The 22,087-nt window shown below is 58.8% G+C and carries 17 protein-coding genes; 13 read left to right on the top strand and 4 right to left on the bottom strand.

Features of this window, described 5'->3' with window-relative positions:
* Positions 1-12 precede the first annotated feature (12 nt).
* From LAO20_19575 to sixA, 9 genes are all read left to right on the top strand, one after another.
* The gene (locus LAO20_19575; GenBank protein MBZ5533636.1) at positions 13-702 is read left to right on the top strand and encodes a winged helix-turn-helix domain-containing protein; all 690 of its coding nucleotides are present in this window, start codon (positions 13-15) and stop codon (positions 700-702) included.
* Entirely contained in the window at positions 699-2,411 is a 1,713-nt protein-coding gene (locus tag LAO20_19570; GenBank protein MBZ5533635.1) for a HAMP domain-containing protein, read from the top strand. Before LAO20_19575 ends, LAO20_19570 begins: the two co-directional genes overlap by 4 nt.
* Before the next feature lie 273 nt (positions 2,412-2,684).
* Positions 2,685-3,752, top strand: a complete 1,068-nt coding sequence (gene pstS / locus LAO20_19565) for a phosphate ABC transporter substrate-binding protein PstS (protein ID MBZ5533634.1) — start codon at positions 2,685-2,687, stop codon at positions 3,750-3,752.
* Positions 3,753-3,879: 127 nt separating this feature from the next.
* Positions 3,880-4,932, top strand: a complete 1,053-nt coding sequence (gene pstC / locus LAO20_19560) for a phosphate ABC transporter permease subunit PstC (GenBank protein ID MBZ5533633.1) — start codon at positions 3,880-3,882, stop codon at positions 4,930-4,932.
* The gene (gene pstA, locus LAO20_19555) at positions 4,925-5,791 is read left to right on the top strand and encodes a phosphate ABC transporter permease PstA (GenBank protein ID MBZ5533632.1); all 867 of its coding nucleotides are present in this window, start codon (positions 4,925-4,927) and stop codon (positions 5,789-5,791) included. The genes pstC and pstA overlap by 8 nt, the downstream gene beginning before the upstream one ends.
* Positions 5,791-6,552 (top strand): phosphate ABC transporter ATP-binding protein PstB, encoded by a 762-nt coding sequence (pstB, locus tag LAO20_19550; protein MBZ5533631.1) that lies wholly within the window; start codon positions 5,791-5,793, stop codon positions 6,550-6,552. The genes pstA and pstB overlap by 1 nt, the downstream gene beginning before the upstream one ends.
* Positions 6,549-7,217, top strand: a complete 669-nt coding sequence (phoU, locus tag LAO20_19545) for a phosphate signaling complex protein PhoU (GenBank protein ID MBZ5533630.1) — start codon at positions 6,549-6,551, stop codon at positions 7,215-7,217. Before pstB ends, phoU begins: the two co-directional genes overlap by 4 nt.
* Before the next feature lie 161 nt (positions 7,218-7,378).
* Positions 7,379-9,526 carry a polyphosphate kinase 1 gene (gene ppk1, locus LAO20_19540; protein ID MBZ5533629.1) on the top strand — a complete coding sequence of 716 codons (2,148 nt, stop codon included), beginning with the start codon at positions 7,379-7,381 and terminating at the stop codon, positions 9,524-9,526.
* A gap of 6 nt (positions 9,527-9,532) precedes the next feature.
* Positions 9,533-10,060 (top strand): phosphohistidine phosphatase SixA, encoded by a 528-nt coding sequence (gene sixA / locus LAO20_19535; protein ID MBZ5533628.1) that lies wholly within the window; start codon positions 9,533-9,535, stop codon positions 10,058-10,060.
* Here sixA and LAO20_19530 read toward each other — a convergent pair.
* On the bottom strand, positions 10,012-11,526 hold the full coding sequence (locus LAO20_19530) for a Ppx/GppA family phosphatase (protein ID MBZ5533627.1): 1,515 nt from the start codon (positions 11,524-11,526) through the stop codon (positions 10,012-10,014). The genes sixA and LAO20_19530 overlap by 49 nt on opposite strands.
* 7 nt (positions 11,527-11,533) lie before the next feature.
* A complete protein-coding gene (locus LAO20_19525) occupies positions 11,534-12,472 on the bottom strand; it encodes a CHAD domain-containing protein (GenBank protein ID MBZ5533626.1) in 939 nt (312 codons plus the stop codon).
* Between the two features lie 190 nt (positions 12,473-12,662).
* Here LAO20_19525 and crcB point away from each other — a divergent pair, with 190 nt between their 5' ends.
* The 3 genes from crcB to bshB1 are packed head-to-tail and all read left to right on the top strand — an operon-like array spanning position 12,663 to position 14,201.
* On the top strand, positions 12,663-13,055 hold the full coding sequence (gene crcB, locus LAO20_19520; GenBank protein ID MBZ5533625.1) for a fluoride efflux transporter CrcB: 393 nt from the start codon (positions 12,663-12,665) through the stop codon (positions 13,053-13,055).
* A 58-nt stretch (positions 13,056-13,113) separates the two neighbouring features.
* Positions 13,114-13,443: a DUF190 domain-containing protein gene (locus LAO20_19515; GenBank protein ID MBZ5533624.1), complete on the top strand. Its 330-nt coding sequence runs from the start codon at positions 13,114-13,116 to the stop codon at positions 13,441-13,443.
* A complete protein-coding gene (bshB1, locus tag LAO20_19510; GenBank protein ID MBZ5533623.1) occupies positions 13,440-14,201 on the top strand; it encodes a bacillithiol biosynthesis deacetylase BshB1 in 762 nt (253 codons plus the stop codon). The genes LAO20_19515 and bshB1 overlap by 4 nt, the downstream gene beginning before the upstream one ends.
* Before the next feature lie 544 nt (positions 14,202-14,745).
* Here bshB1 and LAO20_19505 read toward each other — a convergent pair.
* Positions 14,746-16,392 (bottom strand): acyl-CoA dehydrogenase family protein, encoded by a 1,647-nt coding sequence (locus LAO20_19505; protein ID MBZ5533622.1) that lies wholly within the window; start codon positions 16,390-16,392, stop codon positions 14,746-14,748.
* A 74-nt stretch (positions 16,393-16,466) separates the two neighbouring features.
* Entirely contained in the window at positions 16,467-19,601 is a 3,135-nt protein-coding gene (locus LAO20_19500; GenBank protein MBZ5533621.1) for an ATP-binding protein, read from the bottom strand.
* 864 nt (positions 19,602-20,465) lie between these two features.
* On the opposite strand from LAO20_19500, the gene LAO20_19495 reads away from it, so the two are divergent.
* The gene (locus LAO20_19495; protein ID MBZ5533620.1) at positions 20,466-21,995 is read left to right on the top strand and encodes a metallophosphoesterase; all 1,530 of its coding nucleotides are present in this window, start codon (positions 20,466-20,468) and stop codon (positions 21,993-21,995) included.
* The last annotated feature ends 92 nt before the right edge of the window (positions 21,996-22,087 follow it).

Genomic DNA, 22,087 nt, shown 5'->3' with positions numbered 1-22,087 from the left:
GCGAGAACTCGCGTGAAACCCTCGATCATCGTTCTGGAAGACGACCAGGATATTGCCAATCTGGTTCGCCATCACCTGCAGCAAGCAGGATACACAGTATTGCTGGCGGCGGCGGGCGACCGGGTGCTGCCCATGGCCCGGGAAAATCCGCCCATCCTGTTTCTCCTGGACATTATGGTGCCGGGCAGCAGCGGGCTTGAGGTCTGCCGCCAGGTCCGCGCCAGCCGCGATCTGGCCAAGGTGCCGATCATCTTTGTGACGGCCAAGTCCGCCGAAGAAGACCGCATCAAGGGCCTGGACCTGGGCGCCGACGACTACATCTCCAAGCCTTTCAGTCCCCGCGAGCTTGTGGCCCGGGTGCGGGCGGTGTTGCGGCGCTTTGAACAGCCCGTGACCAGCAGTATCACTACGCCGGACTTTACCCTGGACAGCGATTCCATGTCGCTCACCGTGCGCGGGCAGCCGATGGACGTGACCGCCACGGAATTCCGCCTGCTCCACTTTCTGGCTTCGCATCCAGGACGCGTCTTCACTCGCGACCAGGTGCTGGACGCCGTGTGGCGCGACATGTCTTTCGTCACGCCACGCTCGGTGGACGTCTACATCCGGCGGCTGCGGGAAAAAATTGAGCGCGATGCCGAAGACCCGCAATATCTCCGCACAGTGCGCGGCGCGGGCTACAAGTTTGAGGCGGCAAAATGAGGAACCGCATCTTCCTCAAGACCCTGGCCGCCTTCGTCGCGGTGATTGCCGTCGCTACGCTTACTTTGGACTTGAGCGTGCGCCGCACCTGGGAGAGTTCCGTGCAGACGGACATTGAGCGTTTGCTGGTGCAGAACGCGCAGGGCTTTGCGCTGCGCGTGCAGAACGATCACGATCATTCCTTGCAGCAGATGGCCGCGGAAGAGGCCCGCATCACCGAGACGCGCGTCACCATCATCGCGCGCGACGGCGTTGTCCTGGCGGATTCTGAGGCTGACCCCAAGACCATGGAGAACCACGCTGGGCGCGCAGAAGTAGCGGCCGCCCTGAAAGGCTTGACCGGCACATCCACTCGGCTCAGCCACACCGTGGGCGTTGAGTTTCTCTACGTGGCCGTTCCTAGCGGAGACAAGATTGTCCGCCTGGCCTATCCCTTATCTTCATTTCGCGGCCACATTGAAGCCGTCCGCAACACTTTGCTGCGCGGGACGGCGTGGGCCTTGCTCTTCGCTCTGGTCCTGGCCATCGCCGTTGCGCAGAACGTCTCTTCGCGGCTCAAACGCATCGTTAAGTTTGCCGAACAGGTGGCCGCCGGCGACCTGACCGCGCGCATCGCCCAAACCAGCGGCGATGAAGTGGCGCAAGTCGCTATGGCCCTGGACCGGACGGCGCGCCGCCTGGAGGAAAACTTTAACGCCGTACGCGAGAGCCGGTCGCAACTGGAAGCCCTGCTCAACAGCATGACCGACGGCGTCATCGCGGTCTCGCCGGACATGAAGGTGCTGTGGGCCAACCAGGCCATCACCCGCATGGTCCACCAGCCAGTGAAGATCGGCGCTCCGGTCACCGAACTGGTGCGGCATCCGGACTTCCTCTCCACCTTGCGGTCCGCGCTGGCTTCCAAACAGCGGGAGAGCCACATTGCGACAGGGCTGGCGGGCCGGCGGTCGTTTTCGATTACCGCTGAGCCGCTGCCCGACGGCGGCGTGGTCAGCGTGCTGCATGACATCTCCGAGATTGAGCGCGTGGAGAAGACGCGGCGGGATTTTATCGCCAACGTGTCCCACGAACTGCGCACGCCGCTGACGTCCATCCGCGGTTACGCGGAGACGCTGCTTGATTCCGGCGAGATCGGCGCCGGCGATGCCCGCGATTTTCTGCAAGTCATCCGCCGCAACGCCGAACGCATGGGACGCCTCACCGAAGACCTGCTGGTGCTGGCTCGCGTGGAGTCCGGCGAGGAAAAGCTCGATGCTCGTCCCCATCCCGCGCGACAAGTGGTTGCGGAAGCCGCAAGCTCCATGCAGGAAGACGCCAAAGCCGCCGGCGTGGAGATCAGCGTGGGCAGCGTTCCGGAGACGGAGGTGCTGGCCGACGCCTACGCCATCCACCAGGTCTTCGCCAACCTGATCAGCAACGCGCTGCGCTACGCCCAGAGCGGAAAGAAAATCCTCATCGGAGCCGAGGAGCATCCCGGGGCAGTGGAGTTTTATGTCCAGGATTTTGGCCCGGGAATATCGTCGGAACATCTGCCGCGCATCTTTGAACGCTTCTACCGCGTGGACAAAGCGCGCTCGCGCGAAAGCGGCGGCACCGGGCTGGGGCTGGCAATCGTGAAACACATCGTCCTCAACCACGGGGGGACCGTCCGCGTGGAGAGCAGCGTGGGGCACGGCTCGACGTTCTTCTTTACGCTGCCCAAAGCCTGAGGACGACCGTGTGGCACCGCCGCCCTCGGCGGTGTGATCAGCGTCATCAGCGTTCAAAATGCGGTGAGGTTTGCCTTTCCCGATTCCGGCGATTCCGGGCGATCACGAGCGATCACGGCGATCTCTTCCCAAGTCCCTTCCCCTGCATCGTCTTACGGTCTTCAGACCGTCGCACTCGGCCTGTTTTCATTTTCTATTCATCTGCTTTTCATCAGTTTGTAACAAAGCTCTCCTAGAGTTCGAGTGACAAGACCCACTTTCAAGGAGGAACTGATGAGGATCAACTTGCTCGCAGGGCTGATGCTTGCGCTCATGCTGGGGACTGCGTCCGCGGACACGAACCTGAACGGCGCCGGAGCCACCTTTCCCAACCCGATTTACTCGAAATGGTTCAGCGAATATCACAAGCAGCATCCGAACGTCGCCATCAACTACCAATCCATCGGCAGCGGCGGCGGGATCAAGCAGATCCAGACTGGCACGGTGGACTTCGGAGCCAGCGACGGCCCCATGGACGACAAGCAGCTTTCGGAAACGCCTTTCAGGCTTTTGCACATCCCCACGGTGCTGGGCGCGGACGTGCCTATGTACAACATTCCCGGCGTGAACGCCGAACTGAAGTTCACCGGTGACGTGCTGGCCGACATTTTCCTAGGCAAAATCACCAAGTGGAACGACCCGCGGCTGGCCAAGGCCAACCCGGGCGTTAAGTTCCCTGATATGGACGTCGTGGTGGTGCATCGCACCGACGGTAGTGGCACAACCTACATCTGGGTTGACTACCTGTGCAAAGTGAGCGCCGAATGGAAAAGCAAAGTCGGCAAAGGGACCTCCGTCAACTGGCCGGTGGGGCTGGGCGGCAAAGGCAATGAAGGTGTGGCCGGCACGGTCAAGCAGACCCCCGGCAGCATTGGCTATGTGGAACTGATCTATGCGGTTTCCAACAATATGCCCTTCGGCAGCGTGCAGAACGCCGCGGGAGAGTTTGTAAAGGCCAGTCTGGATTCGGTCACCGCTGCGGCGGCTTCAGTAAAAGACATGCCGGAGGACTTCCGCGTTTCCATCACCAACGCTCCCGGCAAAGCCGCCTATCCCATCAGCAGCTTTACCTGGTTGCTGGTTCCGGTGGAATGGAAAGACGCCGCCAAGGAAAAGGCCTTTGTGGATTTTCTGAACTGGATGGTGGACAAGGGACAGGGGATGACTTCGTCCCTGCAATACGCGCCTCTGCCGAAGAATGTGGCGGCCAAGGTCAAGGCCCGGATCAAGGAAATCAGAGTCAAGCAGGAAGAAAAGAAGGCAGCCAACAAGCAAGACACCAAGCAGTCCGCGAAGAAGTAGATCAGCAGGACAATTCGTTCCCGGACAAGCACGGGAAATCTCAGCCTCCTTACCCCTCTGAGCGCCGGCTTCAACCCCCGGCGCTCTTTTTAACAATCATTTAACAATGCTTTGGTAGCTTCCTGACATGCGAACACTTCCCGAACCCGCAGCTTCCGGCGATTCCGGCCCACAGGAGCCGGAGACAGCCCTGAGCGGGACTGCGGGCGACCAACCGGAACCTGTGGTGGCATCCAGGAGCCGGTTGAGCGCCAAGGAAAGCGTGTTCGCAGACGCGGCGTTTCGGTCGGCGGCCACGCTATGTGCCCTGGCCCTGGTAGCAATCGTTGGGCTGATTCTGTACGAGTTGATTTCCCAATCTCACCTGTCCATCAGCAAGTTCGGGCTCAGCTTCCTCACCAAGACCATTTGGGACCCGGTCGCTGAAGACTTTGGCGCGCTCCCCGTGGTCTACGGGACGGTGGTTTCCTCGCTGGTGGCGCTGGCTCTGGCAGTTCCGCTTTCTTTGGGAACCGCGCTGTTCCTCACCGAAATCTGCCCTCGATTCATCCGTCCAGTTCTGTCGCTTCTGGTGGAGTTGCTGGCCGCCATCCCCAGCGTGATTTATGGCCTGTGGGGCATCTTTGTGCTGGCGCCGTTTCTGCGTTCGTATGTTCAACCTTTTCTGGCCAAGTACTTCGCCTGGACGGGCCTGTTTACCGGCCCCAAGTATGGCTACGGCATGCTGGCGGCAGGTGTAATCCTGGCCATCATGATCCTGCCTATCGTTGCGTCCATCACGCGGGAAGTTGTGTCGGCGGTGCCTCGGCAGCAGCGTGAAGCCGCGCTGGCCCTGGGCGCCACCAAGTGGGAGATGCTGCGTATCAGCGTTCTGCGCAATGCGCGCCCAGGAATTCTGGGGGCCGTCATTCTTGGCTTGGGCCGGGCGTTTGGCGAGACCATGGCAGTGACCATGGTGATCGGCAATCGCGCACAGATCGCCAAATCACTGTTCGCGCCCAGTGACACGCTGGCCAGCTCCATCGCCAACCAATTCTCTGAAGCGGTGGGCGATATGTATCTCAGCGCCGTCGTAGAGCTGGCATTGGTCCTGTTTGTCTTGACTCTTATTGTGAACGCGTTGGCCAGCTTGCTGGTTTGGTCCATCACCCGGGGAATGCCTGCGAGGGTGAATGCCTAACCCGGTCACACAGAACATTCAGTGGCGACGTCGGGCGACCAACTGGCTGGCACTCGGGGTGATCACCTTTTTTGCTTTGATCGTCACCGTGCCTCTGTTCCTGATTCTGGGGACCGTGGTCAAAAACGGCATCACCGAGTTGAACTGGGCATTTCTGACGCAGATACCTGTGCCGGTGGGCGAGACCGGCGGCGGCATGGCTAATGCCATCGTGGGCACACTGATGCTGCTGGTGGTGGCCAGCGCTATTGGCATACCGCTGGGAATTGGTTCCGGAGTCTTTCTCGCCGAATACGGGCGCAACATGTACGGCAACGCGGTGCGTTTCACCGCCGACGTGCTCAACGGAGTGCCGTCGATCGTGATCGGCGCCACCGCCTGGGCCCTGGTAGTGGCGACCCAGAAGCATTTCTCGCTGTTTGCCGGCTCGGTGGCGCTGGGCATCATGATGATTCCGGTCATCGCCCGCACCACGGAAGAAGTTCTGCTCCTGGTGCCGCAGTCCATCCGCGAAGCGGCCTTCGGGCTGGGTATTCCGCAGTGGCGGACCACGCTTTCAGTGGTTATCCCCACGGCGAGTTCCGGCATCATCACCAGCATCATGCTGGCTTTTGCCCGCATCGCCGGCGAGACGGCGCCGCTCATGTTCACCGCGCTGGGCAACGAGTTTTGGAGCTTCAAGCTCAATCAGCCGGTCGCCGCTATGCCGTTGCAGATTTTCAAGTACGCAACCATGCCGTATGACCAGGCGCACCGGCAAGCATGGACGGGCGCCTTGGTGCTGATCACCATCATTATGGGGACGGTAATTATCTTCCGCGCTGTTGCCAGCCGGGGCGTATTGAAAGGGACCAACTAATGGACGCCGGGATCCACGTAAAAGACCTCAGCGCCTGGTTCGGCAAGACGCAGGCGCTGCGCAGCATCAATCTTGATTTGCCGGACAAGCACACCACGGCCATCATTGGGCCTTCGGGGTGCGGCAAGTCAACCTTTGTGCGCTGCCTGAACCGCATGCATGAGACGCTGCCGGACACGCGCGTGGAAGGCAAAGTCACGGTGGGCGATATGGACATCTACGGCAAGGGCGTGGCCGCAGTCACCGTGCGGCGGCGCATTGGCATGGTGTTCCAGAAGCCCAACCCTTTTCCCACCATGTCTATTTATGACAATGTAGCTTCAGGGCTGAAGCTGAATGGCTTCTCCAACCGCCGGGAACTTGACGTGATTGTCGAAGAATCGCTCAAGAAAGCCGCGCTGTGGGATGAAGTCAAAGACGATTTGAAGAAGAAGTCGGGCGCCAGCCTTTCCGGCGGGCAGCAGCAGCGCTTGTGCATCGCACGGGCGCTGGCGGTGGAACCGGACGTCCTGCTCATGGACGAGCCGGCTTCCGCGCTTGATCCCATTTCCACCGCAAAAATCGAAGACCTGATTTTTGAACTGAAGAAACAATACACGGTTGTGATTGTGACGCATAACATGCAACAAGCCGCGCGCGTGGCTGAATTTACAGCCTTCTTTCTGATGGGCACCATGGTCGAATACGATAAGACCGAGAAGATGTTTACCAAGCCTTCTGACAAGCGGACGGAAGACTACATTACCGGGAGGTTTGGATGACGCGAACTCGCTTCCATCAAGGACTCGACGACCTGAAACAGAAGCTGCTGGCCATGGGAGGCATGGCTGAGCAGGCGGTGGAACGCGCGGTGCGCGCCTTCCAGAACCGTGATATTTCCGTGTGCGAATTGGTGCTGCGCGATGAAGCCCAGATCAACGCGGTGGAACGCGAAGTGGATGAGCTCTCCATTGACCTACTGGCTATGCAGCAGCCCATGGCCGTGGACCTGCGCTTCATCATCGCCTGCATCAAGATCAACTCTGACCTGGAGCGCGTGGGCGACCAGGCGGTGAACATCGCCGAACGAGTCATGGATATGATGTCCCATCCGCGGTCCAGCCTGAACGTGGACATCCCGCGCATGGCCAGCCTGGCCATCAACATGGTGCGCGATGCATTGAACGCTTTTCTCACCGCCAACGCCGACATGGCCCAGTCGGTGCTCGAGCGCGATGACCTGGTGGACAACATGAACCGCGAAATTTTTGAGGCCGCCGACTACGCCATGACCCACCAGGTGGAAACGCATCGCGACGCCCTGGACACGCTGATCGTGGCCCGCAACCTGGAGCGCGTGGCCGACCATGCTACCAACATCGCCGAGGACGTTATCTTCTGGGTACGGGGTGCAGACGTAAGACATCGTGCTCAGGAAGTCAAATAGTTACAAGTAATACATAAAGTATTAGTTGAAGTATATTGGGACCTTTGGGTGGGGAGAAAAGCCACAGAAAAAGCTACAATGATGATACGGGGGCGGGTTGGCCGGGCAGAGTTTCAATCCCCTCAAGGCCCGTTACCACCCATCACAGACCACTTGATTCTATGAACCGCTCTGTTGACGATCCGTCACTCTACATCAATCGCGAAACCTCATGGCTGGCCTTCAACGGGCGCGTGCTGGAAGAAGCTGACGACGAACACAATCCCCTGCTGGAACGGGTAAAGTTCCTGGCCATTTCCGCCAGTAATCTGGACGAGTTCTTTGAAGTCCGCGTGGCCGGGTTGTTGCAGCGCATTGAAGAAGGCTTTATAGATTCCGGCCCGGACGCTCTCACCGCGCAACAGGAGCGCGACCTGATCGCCCAGCAGACCCGCGAGTTTCTGCGCAAGCAGTACGAGTGCTGGAATGACAAGCTGCTGCCCGCGCTGGCCAAAGAGAACATCCGGGTGCTGGAGTTCAAAGAGCTGGACGACGAACAGGTGGCCTACGTTGACGCTTATTGCCTGAGGGAAGTTGACCCCCTGCTCACGCCGGTGACCGTGGACCCCTCGCACCCTTTCCCCCGGGTTTTGAACAAGGCGCTGTGCATCGCGCTGCTGCTCAAGCGCAAGCGGCGCGCGACCGGCACCTACATGGGCGTGATCACAGTGCCCCGCGTCCTGCCGCGGCTGGTTCGTCTGCCTTCCAAGTCAGGCATTGACTACATTTTCCTGGCTGACATGCTCACCTACTACGCCGCGCGCATGTACCGCGGGTATGACATTGTCTCCGCGGCGTCGTTCCGTGTCACGCGCAACAGCAATCTGTATCTGGAAGAGGAAGAAGCACGCAACCTGCTGGAATCCGTGCGCACGGAGTTGCATCGCCGGCGCAAGGGCGATGCCGTGCGCCTGGAGATTGACGCCGGGGTGAACACCGAGATCGCCCGCCGACTGCAGCAAACTTTTGAGCTGGACGACTGGCAGGTCTTCTACACCGAAGGTCCGGTGAACCTCTCGCGGCTATTCAACTTTTACGATCTCACCGAGCGTCCCGACCTCAAGTTCAAAACTTTTGTGGCGCGCGAGCTGCGCCTGCCGCAGAGCAGCAGCAACATCTTTGCCGAGCTGCGCAAGCGCGACATCCTTCTCCACCATCCTTACGACTCGTTTGACGCTGTGGTGGACTTCATTGAGAGCGCGGCCAGCGATCCCGACGTTATCTCGCTCAAGCAGACGATCTATCGCACCAGTCGCGATTCACCCATCGTGAACGCATTGATCAACGCGGCGGCAGCGGAAAAAGAAGTCACCGCCGTCCTGGAGCTCAAGGCCCGGTTCGATGAGGCGTCCAACATTCAGTGGGCGCGCATGATGGAAGATGAAGGCGTGCCGGTTTATCACGGACTGGTGGGCCTGAAGACCCATTGCAAGCTTTGCCTGCTGGTGCGGCATGACGCTGACGGCGTCACGCGCAGGTACGCCCATATCGGCACCGGCAACTACAACCCGACTACGTCACGTTTCTATACTGACGTGAGTTTGCTTACGTCCTCACCGCAGATCACGTCGGCGGTGCACCAGGTATTTAACTACCTCACGGCGTACTCGGAAGCGCCCAGCTACGGACCGCTGGCCATTTCGCCCATCGATTTGGCGGCAACATCACTGGGCCATATACAGCGGGAGGCTCAGCATGCCAGGGCGGGACGTCCGGCACGGATCATCGCCAAAATGAACGCGTTGCTGGACAAAAATGTGATCCAGGCGTTGTACCGGGCATCGCAAGCCGGAGTAAAGATTGACCTCAACGTACGCGGCATGTGCTGCCTGCGTCCCGGCGTGCCCGGCATCAGCGACAACATTGTGGTGCGCAGCATTGTGGGCCGGTTCCTGGAGCACAGCCGCATCTTCTATTTTGAGAATGGCGGCAACGAACAGATCTATATCTCCAGCGCGGACTGGATGCCGCGCAATCTCTACGAGCGTGTGGAAGTGCTGTGCCCGCTTCTCGACCCGGTGCTAAAGCAGCGCGTGAAGGAAGAGATTCTGGCCGCGTACCTGGCGGACAACACCAAGTCACGCTTTCTGGACCGCAATGGAAACTATCACCATTTGCCGCGGCGGCGCGGAGAGAAAAGCTTTGTCGCCCAGGAGTTTCTGATGGCCCTGGCGGAAGGAACGGCCACGGCCGCGGATATTCCGCCCCCGGTAGAGCCCACGTCCCGCGCGGGTTCTGCCAAGAGAAGGATGCAGGCGGTGGAAAACTAAGAGCCTATGGTCTTCTACTTTTTGCGCCACGCATCCGCCGGCAAGAGCGTCCAGAATGCAAGAAAGGACGAGCATCGTCCGCTGGACGAAGAAGGAATTTTGCAGGCCCGGTATGCCGGCCGCCTGCTGGCCAACCTTGACGTTCAGGTGGACCAGATCATCAGCAGCCCTCTGCGGCGCGCTTTGCAGACCGCTTCCCTGGTGGCCAACGAACTGGCGTTTGAAGCTCCGGTGCAGACCGACGAGGCCCTGCTGCCGGACGCTGAGCTGGAACAATTCCAGGACCTGGCTGCGCGCTGCCGGAAGTTCGACGCGGTGATGGTCGTGGGACACAATCCGAGCTTGTCGGAATTTCTGAGCAAATTGATCGCCGCGCCCAGCACGGCCCGCGTGGACTTGAAGAAGGGTTCCATCGCCAAGGTGGAGATGACCGGGCGCAACGGCACGCTGCAATGGCTGGTCACGCCCAAGATCGCGCGAACGCTTCAAGCCAGCTTGAAGCTCAGCTCGCGCCCAAAGACCTCGCGGAAGTAAGACACTTCTTTTTCCGCCGCCCACAATTCCAGAGCGGCCCCGCCGCGCGCGGGCTTCACGTTGATGGTGATTTGTCCATCGCGCGCCAGCACGAGCACCGCGCGCACCGCGGACCGGCGCCCGTGGTTGAGCGCGCGGGCCACGCGCAGGATAGCAGTGGCTTTGATCACGTCAGACCGCGAGCCGGCCGGCAGCACTTTGATCAGGCGGTCGCGCAGTTGCGGGCGTGAGTTCCCCTGGAAGCGCGCGATGGTCGCGATGATCCGGCGCTGCAGCGGAGTGAAGCCAAACAATTCTGAGCGGGAAATAATGTAGTACGCGTGGCGGTGCCGGCCCACTGGATTCACATAGAGCCCCACTTCATATAGCACGGCGGCGGCGGCAATCCATTCGCGAAAATCTTTTTCCAGGCGATGCACGGAGCGGAACTGGTCAAAGATGCTGAGCGCCAGCTTGCTGACCTGGTGGGCGTTGTTCAGGTCCACGCCGTAGCGGCGGCTGATGTTGATGAGCACGTCTTCGCGGTCCGATTCCAGTTGCCGGCGGGAACGCGTGTGGCGGTCATGCTCCGCCGCCATCTGCGCCAGAATGCCGTCGCGCAAGCCGAGCGGCGAATAGCGAAAACTGCGCAGTCCGCATGCGCTCATGAGCTGGGTGTAGACCGCGGCGCCGGCGATCACGATTTCCGCCCGCTTGGGGTTGATGCCTTTGATGGAGGCGAGCTGGCGATGGGTGAGCTTGGCCAGCCGCTTGGCCAGCTTGCCGGCCGCCAAGCGGGTCACCATTTTGCGTGACAGTTTGAGCACGTGCGCGGCGGAGGAGAGCGCAGCCGCCGTGCCCGAAGTCGCGATGGCAATCTTTGCGTCCGAGCGGACGATCTGCCGGGGCAGGCGGGCCACCTCTTCAGCGATGAAGTCATGCAACCGCTTCAGCTCATCTTTGCGCGGAGGATCGTGCTGGATGAACTCCTGGGTGAGCCGCACCGCGCCCAAAGGTAGTGTGGCAATTTCTCTGATGTGGCCGCGCGCGGACAGAGTCAGCTCACAACTGCCGCCACCCAGATCAATCAGCAGCAGCTTGGCGGGACGAACTCGCAGACTACCCACCACGCCCAGGTGAATCAGCCGGCCTTCTTCCAGGCCGGAAATTACTTCCAGGTTCCAACCGGTGGTGGCCCGGACCCATTCGGCGAAGACCGCCGCGTTCAGGCTGTCACGCAAGGCGCTGGTGGCCACGACCCGCGTCCGCGTTACGGCGTAGGTTTGCACCATGCGATGAAACCTGCGCAGGACTTTCAGGGTGTAAGCCATGGCCTGCGGATCCAGACTGCCGTCGCGAAAGACGCGCTCCCCCAGGCGGGTGACTTCGCGGTCCTCGTGCAGCGGAACCAGGCGGCCGCGGCGCAACTCAGCAATGCTCAACCGGACTGAGTTGGAGCCGATGTCTACTGCGGCAAAGACCGGCATAGGCCAGTTACGCCGTGCGGGCCAGCGCGCTGGCGGACGGCGCCGATTTGGGTGGCTTGGCCGGCGGAACAGCGGCAGGCTCGATCAAACGGTATGCGTTTAGATAATGACTGACGGCGGCGGTGGCGGCGGAATAGCTGGCGGCAAAAAGAGCGTGGATTTCCACCAGCAGCGGACAATTGATGCGATCACTGAAATGTTTTTCAGCGGCGCGAGCCAGCGACTCCCAATCATGCCACTCGCCGATGGCTTTCTGCACCGGTTTGAGTTCGCCGAGAAAGCGCTGTTGCTGCGGCGAATCGGCCGCCAACTCGGCAACGTAGCGAAGCTTCTTCAAGGCTATCCGGACTTGATGGAGCTTCCGCGGCTTGAGTGTCTTGTCGCCGGTTTGCCGTCGAGCCAACTGCCGGACACCGCCGACAGCGCTTTCAAGAGGGCCATGGTTCACAGGAAATGCTTTGACAGGACCAGCCGTGACGCTTGCCGTGTTAGACCGCGCGTTTTCCGTAAGGCGCTCAACGCGGGCAAAGAACTTCTGCTTGTTGACCTTGCCCAGCGCGGCGATCAGCCGGCTTACCTGCCGTTGCCGCCGGTGGCTGAGCGCCTGCAACAGCGCACGACGGTCCGCTCCGGCGGAGCCGCTGGCCAGAGCGCCGAGCAGGCCCATTTGCACGTCCAGATCGCGCACCTTGCCTGCGCGTTTGCGTAGGCTGTCCAGGTCAAGCAGGGTCTGGCGACGCTTCCCGGTCAAGTCCGGCTGGGTGAATCCGACCAGAGCTTCCACGCGGCGGATAGTCGCGCGCAAGCGGTGCACGTTCCGGGCAGAGAGATCCCGGCCATCGTCCATGCGCGCTACACACGAGCGGAAGTCCTTGCGAAGCTTGCGGGCAGTTTTTTCCAGCGGACTCATGGGAGAGGGAAGAACCGAACCGTCTAGGATAAACATCACTCCCAGACGTTACAAGATAGGTTGTGACTCGTTCTGGCGCGAATCGCACCAGATTTGGGGCAAAGTTTCTGCAAAACTCGGCATTATTTCCAGGAGATATGCTATTAATAACTGGCAGGCGATGGAGTTCGCCTTAAACCGCCCCGGTGGCTGATGACTCCTACAACTTAATATTGGAGCCATATTGATGCGAACTCTGGTGGAGTGGAAAGCTTACGCTTGGATCTCCCTGGGCGCCGTTCTGGGCGCGAACCTGCGGTACATCGTCAGCAAGATGATCGTCCGCTTTGGCGACTTCGCCTTTCCCTACAGCACGCTGCTCATCAACATCAGCGGCAGCCTCCTTCTGGGCTTCTTCTTGGTCTGGACCACGGAACGCGTACTGGCGAATCCGATGTGGCGGCTGCTGGTGGCGATTGGCTTTTGCGGGTCGTATACAACGTTTTCCAGCTACGCCTTTGAAACCATGGCGTACTTTGAACAGGGCCACTGGACGTTGTTCGCCGCCAACATCCTCACCAACAATCTCTTGTGCCTGGGCGCTGTGCTGGCGGGCGCAGCGATTGCCCGGGCGATTTAAGCGGCCATTAGCGTAGAATCCTGATGGGGCCTGAAACTTGTCAGAAACTTCTGTCTCTATGACTGAAACCGGCAGCGCTGTGCAAGTGACGGTGTATTTGAATGAGGCGGATGAATGGCATCGCCGTCCGCTCCATCTGGAACTGCTGAAGTACCTGCGCGAGCAGGAGATTGCGGGGGCCACCGTGCTGCATGCCGTCGCCGGCTTTACCGGGCACAGCCGGGTCAAGACGTCCACGCTGGTGGACGCCGGGGGAAAACTTCCCCTGGTCCTGACTTTCATTGACAAGGCTGAACATGTTGACCGCGTGATTCCGCAGATCAAGCTGATGGCCGGGCATCGCTTGATCGTCCGCGAAAAAGTCACCATTGAAGGAGAAGCGGATTGAGCACGCCTGCATTGGACGTGCTGGCTATTGCCGCGCATCGCGATGACGTGGAGCAGACCTGCGGCGGAACCCTGCTGAAGATGGCGCAGCGCGGGCAGCGCACCGGCATCCTCGATCTCACGCAAGGCGAAATGGGAACACGCGGCACGGCTGATGATCGCGCCCGCGAAGCCGCTGAAGCCGCCAAGATTTTGCGGGCCAGTTTCCGTCAGGCGCTGGATATCCCCGACGGCCGCGTGGAAAACAGCTGGGAAAACCGGCTGAAGATCGCCAACGTGATCCGCGAACAACGCCCGCGGGTGGTGATTCTTCCCTACTGGCAAGGACGCCATCCGGACCACTACAACTGCGCGACGCTGGGCTATGAAGCATGCTTCCTCGCCGGACTCAAGAAACTGGGCGACAAGCCGGGCTCGCTGGGGGGCGCGCTCGGGGAGGCGGTGAGCCACCGGGCGCCGCATCGCCCGTTCAAGATCATCTACGCCAGTCTCTACTATGACGTGCGGCCGACCTTCGTCGTGGATATTACCGATCAATTTGAAACGCGGCTGAACGCGCTGATGGCGTACAAGTCGCAATACAGCGAGCAGAGCGCCGGCAGTGACATCTTCCCTTCGGAAAAAGAAATCCGTTCGCGCCTGGAGACCATGGCCGGCTTCTACGGACTGCTGGCCGGCGTGAAATACGCTGAGCCGTTCGTGCAGAAGGAAGTCGGGCTGGTGGACGATCTGACGCTGATTCCGGTGAAGTCGGTGTGAGGAAGCAGCTAGCAACTAGCGGCTAGCTGCTAGTCGATTCTTTTATCTTCTCCCTGCGCTCGGCGCGTGCTGCGGCAACGGTGGCGGCGTCTCCGACACGTTCCACGCCCACACAGCCAGCAGAACGGACGAAATGCAGCTAAAAGCAATGTAATCAGCAGATGGAATCGCAGTTTCATGGGTGCGCCTTGGTCGTTTGGTTAGAAAGATTTAAGACTGGCGTGGAAACTGGCGATTATGTGCCCAAGTGAGCGCCCTAGTGCCCCTGCGTCCGGCGTACTGGGCATTTTTTTTAAAATTTTACGGCGCGGTGTGAAACGCTTTGCCGGTTGGGAGCACTACCAATCAAACGGAGAACCATTGTGGAGGGTGCAGAGGACCCACCTGGCTCCTTCAAAATCCTCTGCTCCTTTCTTGTTTCTTTGCCTTGGTGGTTCAATCTTCGCGGCAGCAAGACCGCCGCGAAGATCTTTTTCTTTTAGTGTCCCAAAATCTGTTCGACGTCCGGCGTCTGCGAGCAGGGGCCAAATTAAACTCACCCTTCCTATCCCTCCAGAATTGTCGCTATCTTGCTTTCTTCCGGCAGGGTCCCAAAGGTGTGGCCGTGGTCGCCGGCGATGCGTGACGCCAGGAAAGCTTCGGCGACCTCCGACCGTCCGTGCCGGACGACCAATGACGCTTGCAGGGCCAACGCCAGCCGCTCCGCCAGACGGCGCGCGCGGGATTCATGCCCACCGATCTTGCCGGAAGACGGCTTGAGAATGTCGTGCAGATCAGCCTGAATCGTGGCGACGAAGCGGTCCAGCCGGGGATCGGCGCCTGCGGTGGTTTTCAATTCGGCAAGCAGAGCCTCGGCCGTGGCGGGATCTTTGCTCAGCGCGCGCAGGATGTCCAGACAGATCACGTTGCCCGAGCCTTCCCATATGCCGTACAGCGGCGCTTCGCGATAGAGTCGGGGCATGATGGATTCTTCCACGTAACCGTTGCCGCCCAAACATTCAAGCGCTTCTCCAACATGCAGCGGCGACCGCTTGCACAGCCAGTACTTGCAGATGGCGGTGGCGATGCGGCTGAAGGCGCGTCCTTGGGCGTCGGCGGCGCGGGCATCAAACGAGGCTGCCAGCCGCGCGACCAGCAACGTCGCGGCTTCCGACTCGACCGTAAGATCTGCCAGCACCTGGCGCATGAGTGGCTGCTCGATCAGCAATTTGCCAAAGGCCTGACGATGCCGGCAATGATGCACGGCCTGCACCAGGGCCTGACGCATCAGCCCGGCGGAGGCGATGGCACAATCCAGGCGCGTATGGTTCACCATTTCAATGATGGTGCTCACGCCGCGGCCTTCTTCGCCCACTTGCCGGGCCCAGGCGCTCGCGAATTCCACTTCGCCGGACGCATTCGAGCGGTTTCCCATTTTGTCCTTGAGCCGCTGGATATGGAAATTGTTTTTGTCGCCACTGGGCGTCCAGCGCGGCAGCAGGAAACAAGTCAGACCTTTGGGCGCCTGCGCCAGGATAAGAAATGCGTCGCACATGGGCGCGGAGATGAACCATTTGTGTCCGGTGATGAGAAATTCGCGGCCACGGTCGCTGAGGCGCTCGGCGCGAGTGGTGTTGGCGCGGACGTCTGACCCGCCCTGCTTCTCCGTCATGCCCATGCCCAGCAGCGCGCCGGATTTTTCCCGCGCGGGAAGAAAACGTGGGTCGTATGTGGGCGCTAGAACTTTGGCTTCCCACTCGCTGGCCAGGTCAGGCTCAACGCGCAGGGCGGCCATGCCCGAGAACGTCATGGAGATGGGGCAGGTGTGGCCGGCTTCATTCTGCACGGTGATCATCAACTTGGCGGCGCGGGCCACGTTGGCGCCCACGCGTTTGTGCATAAACGGCAGGCTGTGCAGCTTGTGCTCGATGGACGCACGCATGAGATTGTGCCATGCGGGATGGAAGACCACTTCGTCGCGACGATTACCGGTGGCATCGTGGGTGTGCAGCACCGGTTTGTTTTCATTGGCCTCAAATCCCCAGCGCTGGGCTTCGTGGCTGCCCAGCAAGTGCCCCAGTTCAGAGATCTGCCGTTCCGCCCAGCCCGCGCCTTCGCGCCGCACTGCTTCCACCAGAACGCGGTCGGTGAGAAAGAGATTGTAGCCGGTGAGCGGCGGGACCTGGTTCTGGACGTCGTGAGTGTCAGCGATGGGCAACGGCGCGAGGCGGGTGGGTGAAGTGGGCATGAGGTAATTATGCGCTTAGGCGTAAAGATGAGGTAGGGTCACAACGAAGATTCCCCCGAGGGCTCCGCTGGTTCGTGCCAGTCGGCGCCACAGAAGCGGCACTGCTTTGCCATTGGCGTACGAAGGGGCCTCCCGCAATGCGGACACCCTGCCTTGACGAATATGTGATCCACATTCGCAGGTCTCAGAGCGGCTTCGGCGCGTTCATTGAGTCTTTCCACAATGCGAGCCCTTATTGCGTTCGCGTCAGGGAAGAATTTTTCTAGGGAGTCATAGGCATGTTTGAGCTGCTCTTCTCGCGCCATTCTGTCAAAAGGAATAAGCGGCTCGCGGATTATCTCTTTCCAATAGTGTCCGAGAGACATCTTCCGGGGCTCTGTCGCTTCCACCGGGTCTTTCAGGTACAACTCCGCCGCGACAAAATCACTTTCAATTGAACGAAACGCACCTTCCGGTCTCGAAAGTAAGTCGTGTATCCCTCTCAGATCATCAGGACTAAGCAGACTGTGTGGGCACTTCCAAGTACGATGTAAATGGAGAGGGCTATCTGAACGCTGACGTACAAAGCGCAGGGGCCTCCCCACAACAAAACGTTCAGCCGATCTTGTTAGGACGCGAGCACTCGCAATCCAACGATTCAACTCGTTAAGAGAGTAGTATGCTGAAGTGCTTTGGCTGCCTTGTCGGGCAACCAATATTGCGTCGTACTTTGGGGTTACGCTTGAAAACAAGCCCTCATCGAATAACGTTGCATGCACAAGCAGGCAACGCTTGACTTTTGCGAGCTGCAGGTTTCTTGCCGTGAGCAAACCTGTGCCGGTGTGTGTGAAGAAAACCGGCATCGTATGATGAAAATGCCCTACGCTTTCAATCGCGTGTATTAATTCGGCTGTTAGTCGCATTCTTGCAGGAGCAGTAAGCAGAAGCAATGCCAAGCACGCTCTCGCCTGAACAGCGAGCGCCGGTTCCAAAAAATCGAGGCGAATACTCGTAAGCTCTTCTCTCTGAAGGTTTAGCGGCAAATTACCGTCGGGATCAAAAATCGAAAAGCTCGGCATGTCCAACCAGAAAATTCGCTCTTCCTGGAAGTCATCCTTCTGCAGATCGTCAATTGCGCGGGTAATGCTAGCGTAAGGAACACCGTGCGGAATCCTGATTCCGTTGCAGACAAGACGCAATAGATTGGTAGCCGATACCTTAGGCGCCAGCGCGTGAACAGTCCTATATTCCTTCGATTCCAAAGAGTGCCAGCCAGCCGGCAAGGGACCTCCCTCGTCAGGAAGAGTGACTGACTGTTTAAGCTTCTTTTTTTGGCTTCCCAAGAATCGGGCGACCGACGGCGTTTCCAGACAATACCAGTCCCAAAGATCCGAATCTGAGAAGATGTTTGGGCTCTTCAGTCCTTCTGGCTGGTCTTCTTTTTTAGTCTTTGTGACGGTGACCTTTATGGTCGTGCCAACTGGCAGATTTGCGTCGTAGTTCAATTGAATGGGCTCCAACTCAAGCGCTGCAGGCTGCACATCTAGGTGTAAGGAAAATCGAAGACCCCGCTCGCTTGTGATGTGCCTTGTAGCAACCTCAATTCTGTCACCGAGCAAGAAAGCTGCTAATACCCCGATTCCAAAGCGGCCAGATCTGAGTACCTGAGATTTTAACTTTGGCTCCTCGGACGCGTCTGTCCCGGTTTCAAACTCCTTCTTCCATGCGATGCTCTTCCTAAATGATGCGCCAGCCTTCAAAAAATAATTCGTAATTATTTCGTCGGTCATTCCGATGCCTTTGTCAGTGACGGTCAGCGTGGACGCGCCATTCTCATCTGGCTCATCGAGCCAAACTTCGACATCATCTTCCTCGGGTGCGGACAGCGAACCCGATAGACCATGTTTCTTTTCAAATTCCCAACGCTCGCGAACGGCGTCGACAGCGTTTTGAATGAGTTCGCGAATGCCTATTTCCGGCTTGTCTCCATACAACGGCTCAATGAAAAGCTTTAAGACGCCCGCCCTCGCAACGCCAAGCTCGACTCGTCGCGGCACGAAGGAGGACAGATTGGCAAATGCCGCCAGATCATCGGTAATATTTGAGCGAACCCTCCGAATCGTCAAACCGAACTTCGAGAATTTTGTGTTGCTCCCATACACCTCTCCCATAACGGCCCACGCCATATCAAGCTCGGACTGTATAGCCTGCAGCCATCTCCTAAGCTCCAAAAACGAATAGACATCTTTCGGCTTGGCTGGCACATAAATGGATTCAGCATCAGGATTAGACCAACTAATCGCGCGAAATGCTTGATTCGTTCGCCATTCTTTTTTTGATACAGGACTTTTGAATTCTTTGTATGTAAACGCTATTAGAGGCGCCCGGTCAGCACCGAGCTCAAGAAAATCAGCGACTCGAAGAATCCCCATTAAGAAAACGGGATGAATATTATCTTGTTCCAGTTTGCTGATCTGTCGGTCCTCAAGATTTCGAATGCCGTCACGCAATGCGAATCCGTGGCTGCGTGCCACAATACCTGCTATTTCCCTAAGCTCAGGGTCAAATGCCTCAAACTTCAAGCGTTGGCTCCCAGAGCCTGGAAAGCCCGCGATCGCAAATTCATAAGCCATTTGGGCATGATGCTGCCTGATAAACTCACCGATCAGTTTACGGTCACTCTCAGTTAAATTGCCGTAATGATCCAGGGGATTCCTTACGAGGGCAAGGGGTGCACCAGATTCATCTGCGCCAAATATTTCGACAAGTTTGCGATCGTCCCAATGTCTGGCTACCGATAAGAATTCCGCCCACAGCCTCGGCCAATCTTGAATGGGCGCTTTTTCCCCAGCGTCGCACCCTTGAGGTGCAACTAGGGAAAGAAAACCTGCCTCACTGAGGTGGAGAGCCAAGTCGTGCAACAATATCGAAAAAGCTAGGACAGCAATGTCTTCTGGACTGCAAACGTCTTTCGCTGTCTCTTGAATGAGTTTGTCCGCAATTTCCAAGACTTTTGACAGGTGCTGATAACCGTGGTCCGTATAGTCCTGGAAGAATGGAAGCTTGCTTACCAGAAGCACATCGCTTACCAGCCCGATAGTTGTGTCTACGGCAGCACGGATCTTTGGGGCAGATTCCAGTTTATCCTTAAAAAACTGCGGATATTGCAGCAAGGTGTCGTGGAGTTTAGACATATCGTTCGTTTCTGCATGATTCTCTCATGTTGTGCCTGCTGTTTACACTCAAGATGTCGAGCGTCGTTTCCCCACATGCCTTGGTTTGCGCGAAGTATGTCGGTCAAGACGTGCAGAGCTGTCACTGCTTACGGGTTTGATCCCTTCCCTCAACCCGCCCCAGGGCTTTACGCACCTGGGCTAGGCTCTTTCGCGCCTGCGGCGCAGATCGTGGTTATGTGGGCTGACCCATGCAGGCTGAGGGTCACAAAACAGCATCGATCTTAGACCCGCGCAGTGGACATGTACTACTTCGTTATTGATTCGCTATTGGAATTGCGCTATCATGGGCCGCGCCCTAGGGTGTGAGTGCGCGAAGCGCGCCTGATCGGGTGATCTGGTGATCGGGTCATCGGGTGATCGGAAAGGCAAAAGCAGATTCCTCACTCCGTTCGGAATGACAAAATCATCGCCGGGGATGACTTGAGCTAAGTCTTTATTTTCCGGGGATGAAGCCGATGGGGGTAGAGGTCCTTCGACTCGCTCCGCTCGCTCAGGATTTCGCCTGCGGGCTCCCGCTGCGCTCACGCCCGCAAAACGGCTCAAGATGAACGGGAGGGGCTAGGGGGATGAAGAGATCGGCGTTATTGCATATTGCCCTTCTTGCGTAGAGAATGCTGGATGGCCGGCACGGACCCCGCAAGTAAGTTTCTCGCCATCGGTTTCATCCAATGCTTTGCGGTTTCAGCATCAGCCTGATCGCTCTCTCCAGCGCCGGCCAGGGGGAGATGGTGGTTCTGCGCCGGGGCCGCGAAGCGCGGTGCACCTTAACTTAGAGGAATTAACTGCGCCCAATCGAAAGATCGGCATACGCAAGGAGAATTTATGCCAAAAGCAAGACCCCGCAAGAAGGCAACTTCATCCAAGAAAGCCACCCAGTCCAGGAAAGCAACTACCGCAGGGAAATCCGGGGCCGCCGTACGCAGTTTCACGGCGCCCCAACTGAAGAAAATGAAAGCCCGGATACAAGCCGATCCGGTGCTGCGATCGGCTACAGGTTTTTTCAACACCTTCGTCCAGGCCAGCGAATACATCGTCATCCAGATGATGCAGAAGGCCGGCGTGTGGAGCGGGCCGGCCACCAATCCCGGAGGCAAGGGCGCCGTGGAATTCGGGCTGCTCGATTACTGGATGAACAATCCTGGCAACGATCCCATTCTGAAAGGACTGCGAGACATATGGAAGACGATGATCGGGCTGCCGGTGACCCAGATCAACGCCGCCAACTACCAGAGCCTGTTGAACGCCGTGGCGGTGGGCAAGCCCGGACTGGTGGCCCCGGACGGCACCTGGTACAGCCAGAGCACCTACGGGCAGATGGACCCCAACTGGAACCTGGCGGTGCTGATGTATCTCTACCACTACTTCGGCGACGATTTTGCGACATTTGCGCAGACTCCGAAGATAGTGCCGATCACCGGCGCCAGCCCGAATCAGGTCAAGATCGCGCTCGTCGGCGACTGGGGAACGGGCCCTTACTCCAACGGTCCGGCAGCCAGCGTGATGCAGGCCATCGTCAGGCAGAATCCGGACTACATTATTCATCTTGGCGACGTCTACTACGCGGGCACGTCAAGCGAAGAACAGAACAACCTGCTCTCGGTGTGGCCGGCAGCGTATTCCGGAAAGTCATTTACCCTGAACTCCAACCACGAGATGTATGACGGCGCCTTCGGCTACTTCAAAGCCCTGAGCAGCAGCATCTTCAAGCTGCAAAACAACGCCAGCTACTTCGCCTTGCAATACGCCAATCCCCAGCAGCCGGGAAAACCGTGGACCATCCTGGGGCTGGACTCAGCGTTTTGGTCGCCCTCGCCCATGGTCATGGACGGAAGCATCCAAGGAATACCAGGAACCGGAAGCGGATATCTGGCACAGCCGACATTCATTCAGGGTCTGGTGAAGGGCGGAGTCGCGGCACAAAACGCCATCGTGCTCACCCATCACAACCCCATCGCCTATGACGGCTCAGAGCTGGTGACGGACTGGCTGGGGAACTGCCTATGGGCGCAAGTCACGGCGGCTCTCAGCGGCACGCCTAAAGCCTGGTATTGGGGCCACGTCCACAATGGGATTGTTTATCCCAACCCCACCTACACCAAGAACAACGTGTATGGCCGCTGTGTGGGCCACGGAGCACTGCCCTTCGGCAATGCCTGGGGACTGCAGCAGGCGCCGGCGTCGCAAGTGCAATGCTACGACAACACCGCCAACCCCAGCCTGCCCCCGCGCGTGATGAACGGCTTTGCCATGCTGACCATCACCACCGGCGGACAAGTCACGGAAGCCTTCTTCCAGCAGGATGGCACGCCGGCTCCGTGGGTGAAGGGGGCGCTCGGCTACCAACTGGGGTAAGACCAGGTGGCTGGAGGCGGAAGAATGCTGGGCTAACTTTTCGGGCCGGTTTCGACACTGAGACCGGCCTGACAACTCTGATCGGAAGAACA

The sequence above is a fragment of the Terriglobia bacterium genome, from assembly GCA_020072815.1.
GTDB lineage: Bacteria > Acidobacteriota > Terriglobia > Terriglobales > Acidobacteriaceae > Angelobacter.
Note: the sequence above shows the minus strand (reverse complement) of the source record. Positions and strands in the feature narration are given on the sequence as shown.